14 protein-coding genes and 1 riboswitch are annotated in these 14230 nt (G+C 56.6%); of the genes, 5 read left to right on the top strand and 9 right to left on the bottom strand.

Features of this window, described 5'->3' with window-relative positions:
- Position 1: 1 nt before the first annotated feature.
- A riboswitch (yybP-ykoY riboswitch) is annotated at positions 2-191 on the bottom strand.
- Positions 192-389: 198 nt separating this feature from the next.
- From DEO48_RS10350 to manX, 4 genes are read right to left on the bottom strand one after another with little or no spacing between them, the layout of a single operon-like run.
- Entirely contained in the window at positions 390-848 is a 459-nt protein-coding gene (locus DEO48_RS10350; RefSeq protein ID WP_109845094.1) for a DUF986 family protein, read from the bottom strand.
- A 55-nt stretch (positions 849-903) separates the two neighbouring features.
- Positions 904-1755 (bottom strand): PTS mannose transporter subunit IID, encoded by an 852-nt coding sequence (locus DEO48_RS10345; RefSeq protein ID WP_006810994.1) that lies wholly within the window; start codon positions 1753-1755, stop codon positions 904-906.
- A 12-nt stretch (positions 1756-1767) separates the two neighbouring features.
- Positions 1768-2568: a PTS mannose transporter subunit IIC gene (gene manY / locus DEO48_RS10340; RefSeq protein WP_008500490.1), complete on the bottom strand. Its 801-nt coding sequence runs from the start codon at positions 2566-2568 to the stop codon at positions 1768-1770.
- Positions 2569-2614: 46 nt separating this feature from the next.
- Positions 2615-3580 carry a PTS mannose transporter subunit IIAB gene (gene manX / locus DEO48_RS10335; protein WP_109845093.1) on the bottom strand — a complete coding sequence of 322 codons (966 nt, stop codon included), beginning with the start codon at positions 3578-3580 and terminating at the stop codon, positions 2615-2617.
- A gap of 266 nt (positions 3581-3846) precedes the next feature.
- On the opposite strand from manX, the gene DEO48_RS27380 reads away from it, so the two are divergent.
- The gene (locus tag DEO48_RS27380; RefSeq protein WP_071789402.1) at positions 3847-4056 is read left to right on the top strand and encodes a hypothetical protein; all 210 of its coding nucleotides are present in this window, start codon (positions 3847-3849) and stop codon (positions 4054-4056) included.
- On the top strand, positions 4044-5603 hold the full coding sequence (gene yoaE / locus DEO48_RS10320) for a CNNM family cation transport protein YoaE (protein WP_109845092.1): 1560 nt from the start codon (positions 4044-4046) through the stop codon (positions 5601-5603). Before DEO48_RS27380 ends, yoaE begins: the two co-directional genes overlap by 13 nt.
- 6 nt (positions 5604-5609) lie before the next feature.
- On the opposite strand, the gene DEO48_RS10315 is transcribed toward yoaE, so the two are convergent.
- The 4 genes from DEO48_RS10315 to pabB all read right to left on the bottom strand — a co-directional run bounded on the left by DEO48_RS10315 (position 5610) and on the right by pabB (position 10798).
- A complete protein-coding gene (locus tag DEO48_RS10315) occupies positions 5610-7208 on the bottom strand; it encodes a cyclic diguanylate phosphodiesterase (RefSeq protein WP_109845091.1) in 1599 nt (532 codons plus the stop codon).
- 130 nt (positions 7209-7338) lie between these two features.
- Positions 7339-8703: an L-serine ammonia-lyase gene (sdaA, locus tag DEO48_RS10305; protein ID WP_109845090.1), complete on the bottom strand. Its 1365-nt coding sequence runs from the start codon at positions 8701-8703 to the stop codon at positions 7339-7341.
- A gap of 184 nt (positions 8704-8887) precedes the next feature.
- The gene (locus tag DEO48_RS10300) at positions 8888-9466 is read right to left on the bottom strand and encodes a CoA pyrophosphatase (RefSeq protein WP_048977605.1); all 579 of its coding nucleotides are present in this window, start codon (positions 9464-9466) and stop codon (positions 8888-8890) included.
- Positions 9467-9472: 6 nt separating this feature from the next.
- On the bottom strand, positions 9473-10798 hold the full coding sequence (gene pabB / locus DEO48_RS10295) for an aminodeoxychorismate synthase component 1 (protein WP_109845089.1): 1326 nt from the start codon (positions 10796-10798) through the stop codon (positions 9473-9475).
- A gap of 61 nt (positions 10799-10859) precedes the next feature.
- Here pabB and DEO48_RS10290 point away from each other — a divergent pair, with 61 nt between their 5' ends.
- A complete protein-coding gene (locus tag DEO48_RS10290; RefSeq protein ID WP_109845088.1) occupies positions 10860-11051 on the top strand; it encodes a YoaH family protein in 192 nt (63 codons plus the stop codon).
- A gap of 6 nt (positions 11052-11057) precedes the next feature.
- Here the strand turns inward: DEO48_RS10290 and DEO48_RS10285 are convergent, their stop codons facing one another.
- Entirely contained in the window at positions 11058-11402 is a 345-nt protein-coding gene (locus tag DEO48_RS10285) for a RidA family protein (RefSeq protein WP_109845087.1), read from the bottom strand.
- A gap of 133 nt (positions 11403-11535) precedes the next feature.
- On the opposite strand from DEO48_RS10285, the gene DEO48_RS10280 reads away from it, so the two are divergent.
- Positions 11536-13446, top strand: a complete 1911-nt coding sequence (locus tag DEO48_RS10280; RefSeq protein WP_109845086.1) for an ATP-dependent DNA helicase — start codon at positions 11536-11538, stop codon at positions 13444-13446.
- A gap of 66 nt (positions 13447-13512) precedes the next feature.
- Positions 13513-14208, top strand: a complete 696-nt coding sequence (gene tsaB / locus DEO48_RS10275) for a tRNA (adenosine(37)-N6)-threonylcarbamoyltransferase complex dimerization subunit type 1 TsaB (protein WP_109845085.1) — start codon at positions 13513-13515, stop codon at positions 14206-14208.
- Positions 14209-14230 lie beyond the last annotated feature (22 nt).

Genomic DNA, 14230 nt, shown 5'->3' with positions numbered 1-14230 from the left:
CAGACCGGGGATATCCATATGACACATCACTGCCCCCAGTAAACAGCAGTTGATGTATCTATGGTCTCGCCTGATCGCGCCGCACATAAGATGTGCTGTCAGCGATCCGTACGCGCCACGTTTTTCAACGAGTATGTTGACACGTACATTTCCTGAGAACAGGAAATCGGCTACTCCCCAACGACGGGCGCAACCTTAACATATTTTGAGAATATAAAACAACAACGAAGAGACATTATTTAAAATGCTTGGTGATAACGATTTTCATTTGTCTTTATGCGTGAAAGTATCGTTAACAAATAGAGAACAAATTAACGAAAGGGATATAGCTTTGGCTATATTTCTTGCGCAAGATAAACACAGAATATAGCCATTGCTATATATTTAACTCATTGAGTTTTAACAAGTAACTTGTATATCTTTTCCAGGTCGTCAATATTCTTCACCCGAATAAGCAGGCGGCGTTGTTCTAATTGCATCACCAGCACGCCGTCTTCGGATAAATTCATCTCTTTAATACGGTTATATTCTATCCATACATTGGCGAAGAAAAATCCGCGGGATTTAAAAATGATTTTTGGCGTGCGGATCCAGAACAGATAAATCGCCATTAATGCCAGCGCACATAATAACCATGTGGTTAATAATGCACCATGGCTGGTGACGTTATTGTAAATAAGAATGGCGATGAGACCCGCGAAGATAAACGCATCCACGCGGCCGCGTCGCAGAAGGGGAAGGGAGAGCAGTGTCTCGCCGTGACGGCGGGGCATAATGAACTGGTCATAGATCGCGTAAGCCAGAAGGGCAACAACAAATAAAACCAGTACGATGTCCGTGACAGTCATTCATCCTCCAGATAAAAAAAACCGGGGGCAAGCCCCCGGCCTATAGCATTGATACTTACAGACCCAGCAGGCCGACGGCGTAGCCCGCAATACCGATGACGAAGAAGCCAACGATGATCCACAGCGGGTTCACTTTCTTACGCAGCAGCCACATACAGGCGAAGGTCAACAGCAGCGGGACCAGGCCCGGCATCAGCTGATCCAGAATCGTCTGCACGGTGGTGACGCGGGTCTGACCATCCTGTCCGGTGATGGTCGAGACCACCAGCGGGATGTTCACGTGCGTCCACTTGTTAACCAGCGCCCCCATGACAAACAGGCCGAGGATTGACGCCCCCTCAGTCAGTTTCTGCAGGAAGCCGCCGCCCATGTCCTTAACGATGTCCACCCCTTTACGGTAGCCGTAGGCCACACCGTAGTAACGGGTCAGCAGGCGCACGGCGTTGAAAAGGATGAAGAACAGCAGTGGACCAAGCAGGCTGCCGCTCATCGCGATACCGGCACCCAGCGCCGCGAAGACCGGACGCACGGTGCCCCAGAAGATTGGGTCACCGACACCGGCCAGCGGGCCCATCAGGCCGACTTTGATACCGTTGATGGCACCGTCGTCAATCTCTGCGCCGTTCGCACGCTGTTCTTCCATCGCCAGCGTTACGCCCAGAACCGGAGCAGCTACATAAGGATGGGTGTTAAAGAATTCCAGGTGACGCTTGATCGCCTGACGGCGCGCTTCGTTGTTTTCCGGGTACAGGCGTTTGATAGCCGGTACCATGGAGAAGCAGAAGCCCAGCGCCTGCATACGTTCGAAGTTCCATGAACCCTGAAACAGGTTAGAACGGATGAACACGCCACGAATATCACCCGGAGTGAGTTTTTTCTCGGTGGTAGTTTTTGTCATATCAACCATTTCGCTCACCTGCTAGTCCAGTTCGTTATCGAGATCGTTGTTACCAGCAGCCTGCGCTGGGGCACCCGCGACGCGGTTGTATTTCGGGCTGAGCTGGATGTAGAGAATCGCCATTACCGCACCAATCACACCCAGTGCAACCAGGTTGAAGTTGGTGAAGGCCGCGGTCACGAAGCCGAGGTAGAAGAACGGCATCAGGTAGCCTGCGCGCATCATGTTGATGACCATCGCATAACCGACGACTACGATCATGCCGCCCGCGATGTTCAGACCGCCGGTGACCACTTCTGGAATGGCGTTCAGCATGCTCTGAACTTCACTGGTACCAACAGAGATCGCCACGATAACCGCCGGGATCGCGATACGCATCGCCTGCAGGAACAGGGATGAAACGTGGATCCACGACAGTGCCGTGAGGTTGCCGTTTTCGGCCGCCTTATCCGCCGCGTGCTGGAAGGCAACGGTGATAGTACGAACGATGATGGTCAGAACCTGGCCAGCTGCAGCCAGCGGGATCGCCAGCGCGATACCGGCACCAATACTCTGGTGACCAGCAATAACCAGAACGGTCGAAATGATAGAGGCCAGCGCGGCATCGGGCGCAACCGCCGCGCCGATGTTCATCCAGCCCAGGGCGATCATTTCCAGGGTACCACCGATGATGATACCGGTTTTCATGTCACCCAGAACGGCCCCAATCAGCGTACAGGCCACCAGAGGGCGGTGGAACTGAAATTCATCAAGTACGGATTCCATACCCGCAATACATGCGACGACGAACACCAGCACAATCTGAAGAGTGGTAATCTCCATTGCACTTCTCCTATTACATAAACTTTATATGAGAACCGGCGCGGGCTTATTTCCCAACTTTGCCGATCAAATCCATCATTTTCAGTTTTTGATCCGTAGAAACCTTACGGGCTTCCAGTTCAATACCGCGCGCATTCAGCTTGTTGAAAGCCTCGATATCTTTCGCATCGACTGAAATGGCGTTGTTGACCTGCGTTTTCCCCTGACGGAATGCCATACCACCGATGTTCACGGAGGTGATTTTCACGCCGCCTTCAACAATGCGCTCAACGTCTGTCGGGTTAGTGAACAGGAGCATCACGCGTTCACCCGCGTATTTCGGGTTGTTGTAAACGCGGATCATCTTGGCGATGTCCACGACGTGCGCGGTAACGCCAGGAGGAGCAACCTGAGTCAGAAGGGTTTTACGAACGGTATCGGCGGCAACTTCGTCGCTGACCACGATAATGCGTCGAACGTTGGTCTCTTTGGTCCAGCGCGTGGCGACCTGGCCGTGGATTAAGCGGTCATCAATACGCGCCAGGCCGATGACCATGTAATCGTTCGGGCCCATCGGTTTTGCCGGTGCTGCCGCTTTTGGTGCCGCTGCAGGCGCAGGGGCAGGTTTTTCAACCGGCTGCGCCTTCAGGGCTTTTACCCCTTCGCGACCGGTTTCAACGGCCAGCGCCACCAGCTCATCGAACGCCGGATTGTCGTCGCGCGCCATGAAGGTTTCCACCAGCATGGGAATATTAACCCCGGCGACAACTTCATAGTGCTCTTTATCGACGACAATGCGGCTGGCGGCATTGAACGGGCTGCCGCCCCATGTATCAACGAGAAACAGCACGCCTTTGCTGGTATCCAGCTTCGCGAGTTGAGCGTTGTACTTCTCTATCAGCGTCTCGGCGTTTTCACCGGGAACGAAATCGATCCAGCCGACGTTTTCCTGCTCGCCCAACAGCATCTCTGCCGTTTTGAGTAGCTGCTCAGCAGCCCAACCATGTGTGCCTATGACAATAGCAATGGTCACTTGCTACCTCCTTTTATTATCATTAATACGCCTGCCAGGCAGTCGTACTGAGAATCGTATTGGCGAACCGAATCGATTCAGATAAGGGTTAGAGTTCAAAAAAACTAAGACTTCCGCGAATTATTTTAGATAGTGAAAAAATAATTTATGTGATGAAGATCCGTAATTTAGCCACGCGTTACAGATTTATCCGTAGCGTAAAGCCGCTGTGTTACAGAACTTTGCAAAGGAACGTAAATCTTTGCTAAAAACACAGTGTCTCTGATATGTTTAGCCTCCGTTTAATTGTTCAGGAGTATAGGGCTACAGCCCACTATATGGACCGTCACCGACGTCAGTCATCTGCCAGGCCATTTCGCGCCTTATTCACCGGCGATCCTCGCCACGTATCGACTCTGTTTACCTCTGTTTTGCCCACGTTGAGTGGGGCACCGTTTCGTCATTCCTTTAGCAGGAGCTTGTCATGGAATTCTTAATGGACCCGTCAATCTGGGTGGGATTGCTCACGCTGGTGGTGCTGGAGATTGTTCTCGGCATTGATAACCTGGTGTTTATCGCCATCCTTGCGGACAAACTGCCGCCAAAACAGCGTGATAAAGCGCGTCTGATTGGTCTCTCGCTGGCGCTGGTTATGCGACTGGGGCTGCTCTCCGTCATCTCCTGGATGGTCACGCTGACCAAACCGCTGTTCTCCGTCATGGACTATACCTTCTCCGGGCGTGATTTAATCATGCTGATCGGGGGGATATTCCTGCTTTTCAAAGCGACGACGGAGCTACATGAGCGGCTGGAAAACCGTCAGCACGATGATGGGCACGGTAAAGGCTATGCCAGCTTCTGGGTGGTGGTGCTGCAGATTGTGGTGCTTGATGCGGTCTTCTCGCTGGATGCGGTGATCACGGCGGTCGGCATGGTGAATCATCTGCCGGTAATGATGGCGGCGGTCGTTATTGCGATGGCGGTCATGCTGCTGGCCTCGAAGCCGCTGACGCGCTTCGTTAACCAGCATCCAACGGTGGTCGTGCTGTGTCTGAGCTTCCTGCTGATGATTGGCCTGAGCCTGGTGGCGGAAGGTTTTGGCTTCCATATTCCGAAAGGCTACCTGTACGCCGCGATTGGCTTCTCGATTCTGATCGAGCTGTTCAACCAGATTGCGCGCCGTAACTTTATTAAGCAGCAGTCGAATCAGCCGCTGCGCGCCCGTACCGCAGACGCGATTCTGCGGCTGATGGGCGGTCGTCGTCAGGTGAACGTCCAGTCTGATTCCGAAAACCATAACCCGGTTCCGGTCCCGGAAGGGGCGTTTGTGGAACAAGAACGCTACATGATCAACGGCGTGCTCTCCCTGGCCTCCCGTTCGCTGCGCGGCATCATGACGCCGCGCGGGGAAATCAGCTGGGTTGATGCAAACCTGAGCGTCGATGAAATTCGCCAGCAGCTGCTCTCTTCTCCGCACAGCCTGTTCCCGGTGTGTCGCGGAGAGCTGGATGAGATCATCGGCGTGGTGCGGGCGAAAGAGATGCTGGTGGCCCTGGAAGAGGGCGTCAACGTGGAAGCCGTTGCCGCCGCGTCGCCTGCGATTGTCGTGCCGGAAACGCTGGATCCTATCAACCTGCTCGGGGTGCTGCGCCGCGCTCGTGGTAGCTTTGTTATCGTCACCAACGAGTTTGGCGTGGTGCAGGGGCTGGTTACGCCGCTGGACGTACTGGAGGCGATTGCCGGTGAATTCCCGGATGCCGACGAAACGCCAGAGATCGTTGCCGACGGTGAAGGCTGGCTGGTTAAAGGTACCACCGACCTGCACGCGCTCTCGCACACGCTGGGGCTGGAAAACGTGATCAACGATGAAGAAGACATCGCGACCGTTGCCGGCCTGGTGATCGCCGTTAATGGGCAAATCCCGCGCGTCGGAGATGTGATCGAGCTGGCGCCGCTGCACATTACGATCGTTGAAGCCAACGACTATCGCGTTGATATGGTTCGCATTGTTAAAGAACAATCAGTCCACGACGAAGATGAGTAAGCCGGCTTAGCGCAGCGGCATTAAGGGCACGATGTGCCCATTATGATGCGCTGGCGGGGACGAACTTCCCGCCAGCCACTTCGGAAAATCCCGTAGCGGCATGGGCCGCGCATAGAAAAACCCCTGCAGGACAGGCACGCCATGGCGGCGCAAATAGCGCGCCTGCTCCTCCGTCTCGACCCCTTCAGCCACCAGTTCAATATTCAGCCGCTGTCCCAGCGCAATAATCATATCCGTCACCGTCGAGTTCACGGCGTCGGTACCGATGGCGGTGGTAAACGACTGGTCGATTTTCAGCACGTCCGGGTGAAGCTTTTCAAGCCAGGAGAGGGAGCTGTTCCCGGTACCAAAATCGTCGATGGCCAGCTTCACCCCTTTGCGATGCAGTTCGCGCACGATGCGATAATCCGCATCCAGCAGCGCATCTCGTTCCGTGAGTTCAATCACCAGCTGCTGGCGCGGACAGGCGCTGAACCAGAGGCGGTTCAGGTCCTGTATCAACACCGCGTGACGGAAATGGCTGGCGGCGACGTTAATACCGATGTGAAAACCGGTGCTGGAAGGGAAGTAGCCTATCTGGCGCACCGTTTCGGCGATGACGTAGCGGGTCAGGGGGACAATCTGGTTATGTTCTTCTGCCAGGGGGATAAACACCTCCGGGGTGATCCAACCCTGACGGGGGTTATTCCAGCGCAGCAGGATCTCCACGCCGGTGCACGCCTGGGTACGGGCATTCACCAGCGGCTGGCAGAAAAGCTCAAATTCCCGCGCCGCAATGCCCATATCGATCTCCCACGTAAAGCTCATCCGGTTTGCCGTTGCCAGCCAGGCGAGATAGCCCAGCAGCAGGCTGAGCATGAGTCCCAGCGGCAGCTGGGCTGGCAGGCTTTTTAAGGCTAATTCTCCAGGGCCTGGCCCGCTGACCGTAATGGTGAAAGGGTTTCGGGTTGACGATTGCCGGAAAAGAGAGCCCTCCTCATCAAACGTCAGGCTGTCGCTGACGCGTTGTCCATAGCGCAGAAAGCGATCGCCTACGGTTAGCGCCACGTCATTGATGAGCGGGCGCTGGGGCTCGAGGATCATTTTGGCAATCAGATCGATATTGATGATTTCGATAACGCCAGCTTCACCGTCCTGAGAGACGGGATACCACTGGATCAATATCGGGCTACCCTTAAGCAGCCACTGGTCACTCGATAAAATCAGCTTCGCCGTGCTGGCGGGTAATTCTTTCAGGAAGTCGCGAACGGGCACATTGCGGCTCCCGAAAATACTCGAGCAGTACAGGATTCCGTCGTTAATCAGGGCGATGGAGCGTACCGTCTGCAAAATGGCGGCCTGCTTTCGCAGCGCCAGGTGCGCCTGCGGGCAGGGCTGCCCCACCAGGGGCTGCAGCACGCTGCGGCGGTTCTCTAAAGAAAGTAGGACGTTATCAAGGGCGCGAACGGTGTGGCTTGTAAAATCGAGGATCCGCTGTTGGTTAACATTGCGCTGTGAAATAAAGCGAATGCCTAACGTCAGGATGAGCGTGAGGAGCGCAACCGTCACACAGACGATAACGCGTTTTCGGCGATAGTTTTTAATGATCGTTTGTGCAGTTTGCATGAACGGTCGCCTGATAAGCCACCAGCCACAAAAGCCGGACGCAACAGTAAAAGTGTAGTGGGGAAAGCAGAAGGAGACGAGAAAGAAGAGGGAAATTCGCCCATCCGTTGCAGATGGGCGAAAGGCAGTATTAGTCGCACTGCACCTTAATGGCCAGGCCACCGCGGGACGTCTCGCGGTATTTCGCGTTCATGTCCTTGCCGGTTTCGTACATGGTTTCAATTACCTTATCCAGCGATACGCGAGGTTCGCTGGTACGGCGCATCGCCATCCGTGAGGCGTTGATGGCTTTCACCGAGGCAATCGCGTTACGCTCGATGCACGGCACCTGAACCTGGCCCGCGACCGGGTCACAGGTCAGACCGAGGTTATGTTCCATACCGATTTCCGCCGCCACGCAGACCTGCTCAGGGCTTGCGCCCAGCAGCTCTGCCAGACCCGCTGCCGCCATGGAGCAGGCAACGCCCACTTCACCCTGACAGCCCACTTCCGCACCGGAGATGGAGGCATTCATTTTGTACAGCGCACCGATGGCACCAGCCGCCAGGAAATAGCGGATGTAGATGTCCGGCGTCACGGGCTCAATAAAGTGATCGTAATACGCCAGCACTGCCGGAACGATACCGCACGCACCGTTGGTTGGCGCCGTCACGACGCGACCACCGGCGGCGTTCTCTTCGTTAACCGCCAGGGCAAACATGTTTACCCAGTCGACCACGTTCATCGGGTCGTTGGAGAACTTGTCCGTGGTCACCAGCATACGGCGCAGGGCAGAGGCACGACGCGGTACGCGCAGTGGACCCGGCAGAACGCCTTCGGTGTTCATCCCGCGGTCGATACAGGCGCGCATGGTTTGCCAGACGTTCGCAAAATAGTCTTCAATCTCTTTTTTGCTGTGCAGGGCCAGTTCGTTCTGCATCACCATGCCGGACAGTGAAAGACCGGTCACTTTGCAGTAGCCCAGCATTTCTGTAGCCGATTTGAACGGGTAAGGTACGCTGACGTCGCCGACGCTGTCTTTGCCAAAATGCTCTTCATCCACGATGAAGCCACCGCCGATGGAGTAGTACGTTTTGCTGTAAATCTCTTTTTCACCGCTGTAAGCGTGAATGGTCATGCCGTTTTCATGCAGCGGCAGGTTGTCGCTACGGAAACGCATGCCGTCATCCTGCGGGAAATCGACTTCCTGCTGACCGTTTGCCAGCAGCAGGCGGCCGCGTGTTTCCACGTCGCGGATGAATGCCGGGATGGCATCAATATCTACGGTATCCGGCATATTGCCCGCCAGACCCATAATAATGGCGATATCGGTGTGGTGGCCTTTACCCGTTAATGACAGCGAGCCGTAAACATCCACGGCGACACGGGTAACGCTTTCCAGTAATCCTTTTTCGACCAGATCATCGACGAACTGTTTACCGGCCTTCATCGGGCCAACAGTATGGGAAGACGAAGGGCCAATTCCCACTTTGAACATGTCGAATATACTAATCACTTTCACACTCCTGACAGGGTTACCGGGGTTCCAGTAACGATGTTATAACTGCGCATAGTGTAAGAGGGAACACCGACCTCGGCTTAACTATTCACATGAATTAAACTAATGGTTAACGATGGGTTTTGCTAATAGCGCGACGCGGATCGCAAACCTGCGAAAAAGGGTGGAATGTAAAGTATAGTCAAGGTTTCAGGCCGATTTGCAGCGCCAGTTCGCGAATGATGCCCGCCGTCATGCCCCAGACAAAATAATGCTGATACCAGGACAACCAGACCCGATGGTCATGCCCGCGACGATGGATATCGAGCGGATGATAACGGCTGAGCCGGAGCGCCTCTTCGAGCGGCATTTCAAACACCGCGGACACTTCATCGACGCTGGCGTGATACTGCAGGCCGGGCGGGATAATGCCCACCACCGGCGTGACCTGAAAACCGGTGACGCTGTCGACGGGCGGCAGCACGCCAATGACCTCAACGGCCTCCGGCGGAATGGCAACCTCTTCCTGCGCTTCCCGCAGCGCGGCGGCAATCAGCGAGGCGTCGGAGCTGTCCACTGCGCCACCCGGAAAGGCGACCTGACCCGCGTGCTTACGTAAATGGGGAGAACGCTGGGTGAGCAGCAGGCCCGGCTGCGCGCGACGCACGACCGGGATCAGCACGGCCGCCTGACGCTGGTTCAGCGCTTCGCGGTTGACCTGCGGCCGTAATAGCTGAAAGCGAGATAAAAAATTGTCCAGCGTCAGGTTCTCTTTTTCCACCCGTGATTACTCCAGTTGTTTCAGGATACGGTTAACTTTATCAAAGGTTTCCTGATATTCCGCATCGACCTGGCTATCGGCAACAATGCCGCCCCCGGCCGAGCAGTAAAGGTTTCCGTCGCAGGCCGTCAGCGTGCGAATGGTAATGCTGGTATCCATGGTGCCGCACAGGCTGATATAGCCGATGCTGCCGCACCAGGCATTGCGGCGGTGCGGCTCCAGTTCATCGATGATTTCCATGGCGCGAATTTTAGGCGCGCCGGTGATGGAGCCGCCCGGAAACGCGGCACGGAGCAGATCGCAGGCGGTGCGAGAGGCGGGTAGACGCGCGGTAATGGTACTGACCAGGTGATGCACCGCCGGGAAAGGCTCGACGACAAACAGTTCCGGCACGCGCACGCTGCCCGGTTCGGCGACGCGGCCAATGTCGTTACGCATCAGATCGACAATCATCAGGTTCTCGGCGCGGTCTTTCGGAGAGGCGGCGAGCTTTTCCGCCTGCTGGCGATCGGCGTCGGGATCGGCAAGACGCGGCAGAGTGCCTTTAATTGGACGGGTTTGAATCGTGCCCTCGGCCAGATGGATAAAGCGCTCGGGTGACAGGCTGAGTATGGCCCCCCGTTCCAGACGGACAAACGCGCTAAACGGCGCCTTGTTGCTGGCGTTAAGACGGGTAAACGCCTGCCACTCATCTCCCCGGTATGTCGCCTGGAAGCGCTGGGCGAGGTTAACCTGATAGCAGTCACCGCTTTGCAGATATGCCTGAACGCGCGCGAATTTTTCGGCGTACTCCGCTGCGCTCATATTTGAGCGCCAGCCTGAGGTCAACGTAAACGTCTGTGCCGGTGCAGGCTGTTGCGCCTCAAGCCACGCCAGACGCGCCTGCACGTCATGATGGCTCAGCAGGGAAACCGTTTTTTTTTGATGATCGACAATTAACGCCCAGTCATACAGCCCCACGGCCATGTCTGGCAGGGAAATATCAGCCTGCGCATGCTCCGGCAGCGTTTCGAAACGGCGACCCAGATCGTAACCAAACAGGCCCAGCGCGCCCCCCTGAAAAGGGAGATCCGGGTTCGGCGCGGCAGATAAGCCCAGCGCGTTAATGGCCTGCTGCAGCTGCATCAGGGGATCGTCCGTTAACGACAGGTCATCGGTTGTCAGCGTCTTTAGCGGATCGGCCACCAGAATGTCGAAGCGGCTATAGGGATGGTCCGCATGGCCGGAATGCAGCAGCATCGCAAACGTAAGATGGCTCAGGCGGGCAAACCAAAATTCAGCGGCGTCTGAACGCCAGGGCAAGGTAATAACAGTGGGGAAGCGCATGTTCATGTGTGGCATACTACCGGGCAGCGTGAAATAATTAGCGCGAATAATTTAGCAGGAGTTGACGATGTTTGCAGGTTTACCTTCTCTGAGCCATGAACAGCAGCAGAAAGCGGTTGAGCGAATTCAGGAACTGATGTCCCAGGGGATGAGCAGCGGACAGGCGATTTCCGTTGTCGCAGAGGAGATTCGCGCCAGTCATTCCGGCGAGCGGATTGTGGCGCGTTTCGAAGATGAAGATGAAGATCCAGAAGAGTAATCGGGCCTACACCGCCGCGATAATCTTAATCTCTACCTTATATTCCGGCTTCATCAGCGTGGCCTGTACGGTACAGCGTACAGGCGCGTGACCCGCCACTACCCATGCATCCCAGGCTTTGTTCATCGCCGCGAAATCCTCTTTGTTTGCCAGGAAAATCGTCGCATCCAGAATGCGGGATTTGTCGCTGCCCTGTTTTTCAAGCACCGCGTCAATCTGCGCCAGGGTGTTAGACGTCTGCTCGAACGCATCCGCGTCCAGGTTAGCCGGTACGCCGGTGTAGTAGAGCGTCTGGTTATGGATCACCACATCAGACCAGCGGGCTTCGGCATCAATGCGCACAATTGTCATAAACGTTTCCTCGTTATTTTTCGTCGTCAGGCGGCAAGACTGCCATATTGTTCTCGTGTCGTCACTATTTGGGGTGGCACAGGAGAGGATGGGCTGACATAATCCCTGTGCAAAAATACAGTGAGAGAGCACCGTGGCAGACGATTTTTCCCCTGAAGGTCAATTAGCGCAGGCTATTCCCGGCTTCAAGCCCCGTGAGCCTCAGCGCCAGATGGCGCACGCCGTTGCACGCGCCATCGATAAGGCTCAGCCGCTGGTGGTCGAAGCCGGAACCGGCACGGGTAAAACGTATGCTTACCTTGCTCCGGCGCTGCGCGCGAAGAAGAAGGTGATTATTTCCACCGGATCGAAGGCGCTGCAGGATCAGCTCTACAGCCGCGATTTGCCCACGGTGGCGAAAGCGCTGAAATACAAGGGGCGTCTGGCCCTGCTGAAGGGGCGCTCTAACTATCTCTGCCTGGAACGTCTTGAGCAGCAGGCGCTGGCGGGCGGCGACCTGCCGGTGCAAACCCTCAGCGACGTTATTATCCTTCGCGCCTGGGCGAACCAGACCGAAGAGGGTGATATCAGCACCTGCGCGAGCGTGCCGGAAGACTCGCCTGCCTGGCCGCTGGTGACCAGCACCAACGACAACTGCCTCGGCAGCGACTGCCCGCTGTATAAAGACTGCTTTGTGGTGAAAGCGCGCAAAACGGCGATGGACGCGGATGTGGTGGTGGTGAACCACCATCTGTTCCTCGCGGATATGGTCGTCAAGGACAGCGGTTTTGGCGAGCTGATCCCGGAGGCGGACGTGATGATCTTCGATGAAGCCCACCAGCTTCCGGACATCGCCAGCCAGTACTTCGGCCAGTCGCTTTCCAGCCGCCAGCTGCAGGATCTGGCGAAAGATTTCACCATCGCTTACCGGACCGAACTCAAAGATACCCAGCAGCTGCAGAAGTGCGCCGACCGTCTGGCCCAAAGCGCGCAGGATTTCCGCTTGCAGCTCGGCGAGCCGGGCTATCGCGGTAACCTGCGTGAGCTGCTGGCGGACAAAAACATCCAGCGCGCGCTGCTGCTGCTCGATGATGCCCTCGAACTCTGCTACGACGTGGCAAAACTGTCTCTCGGCCGTTCCGCGCTGCTGGACGCGGCCTTCGAACGCGCCACGCTGTATCGCGGGCGGCTCAAACGGCTGAAAGAGATTAACCAGCCGGGGTTCAGCTACTGGTATGAGTGCACCTCGCGGCACTTCACGCTGGCGCTCACGCCGCTGACGGTGGCGGATAAATTTAAAGAGGTGATGGCGCAAAAACCGGGAAGCTGGATCTTCACCTCGGCAACCCTGTCGGTGAATGACGATCTGCATCACTTCACGGAACGTCTTGGTATTGAGGAGGCGGAATCCCTGCTCCTGCCGAGCCCGTTCGATTACGAAAAACAGGCGCTGCTCTGCGTTCCCCGTAATCTGCCGCTGCCGAACCAGCCGGGCGCGGCGCGCCACCTGGCCGCGATGTTAAAACCGATGATCGAGGCCAACAACGGCCGCTGCTTTATGCTCTGCACCTCTCACGCCATGATGCGTGACCTCGCCGAGCAGTTCCGCGCCACCATGACCTTACCGGTGCTGCTGCAGGGGGAAACCAGCAAAGGCCAGCTGTTACAGCAGTTTGTCAGCGCCGGAAATGCCCTGCTGGTAGCTACCAGCAGCTTCTGGGAAGGGGTGGACGTGCGCGGCGATACGCTCTCGCTGGTGATCATTGATAAGCTGCCGTTTACCTCCCCGGACGATCCGCTGCTGAAGGCGCGCATGGAAGACTGCCGTTTGCGCGGGGGCGATCCTTTCGATGAGGTACAGCTGCCGGACGCGGTGATAACCCTCAAGCAGGGGGTGGGGCGATTGATCCGCGACGTCACCGATCGCGGAGTGCTGGTCATTTGCGATAACCGGCTGGTGATGCGCCCTTACGGGGCGACCTTCCTTGCAAGCCTGCCGCCCGCGCCGCGGACGCGGGACATAAAACGCGCGGTGCGCTTCCTGGCAAACCCAACGGCGGAGTAATTTACCCCGGAGTGTGCTAAGATGCGCGCCATTTTGTGACTGACCCTTGCGAGAGCGCGACGACTGATGCGAATTCTGGCTATTGATACCGCGACAGAGGCTTGCTCTGTCGCTCTGTTGAACGAAGGTGCTGTTTCTGCTCATTTCGAAGAGTGCCCACGGGAACACACCCAACGCATTCTGCCCCTGGTAAAAGCCATTTTAACCCAGGGCAACACCTCCTTAACCGACCTCGATGTGCTGGCCTTTGGCCGTGGCCCCGGCAGCTTTACGGGCGTACGTATCGGGATCGGCATTGCGCAGGGGCTGGCGCTCGGCGCCGAACTGCCGATGATCGGCGTCTCAACCCTCGCCACCATGGCGCAGGGCGCATGGCGCATGACCGGGGCAACGCGCGTCCTGGCCGCAATAGATGCCCGCATGGGCGAAGTTTACTGGGCTGAATACACCCGCGATGAGCAGGGCGTGTGGCACGGTGAAGAGACGGAAGCCGTGCTTAAGCCGGAAGCGGTCACTGAACGACTGAAGCAGCTCTCCGGTGAGTGGGCAACCGTCGGCACCGGCTGGCCGGCGTGGCCAGACATGGCAAACGACACCGGTTTGACGCTGGTGGACGGCAACATGCTGCTGCCGGCTGCGGAAGATATGCTTCCGATTGCCTCCCGGCTGCTCGCAGCAGGAAAAACCGTGGCCGTTGAACAGGCGGAGCCGGTTTATTTGCGAAACACCGTCGCGTGGAAGAAACTTCCGGGCCGCGAGTGAATCTCAGTAACAGGAACTGAGA

It is taken from the genome of Enterobacter sp. CGMCC 5087 (genome assembly GCF_003144775.1).
GTDB lineage: Bacteria > Pseudomonadota > Gammaproteobacteria > Enterobacterales > Enterobacteriaceae > Enterobacter > Enterobacter cloacae_M.
Note: the sequence above shows the minus strand (reverse complement) of the source record. Positions and strands in the feature narration are given on the sequence as shown.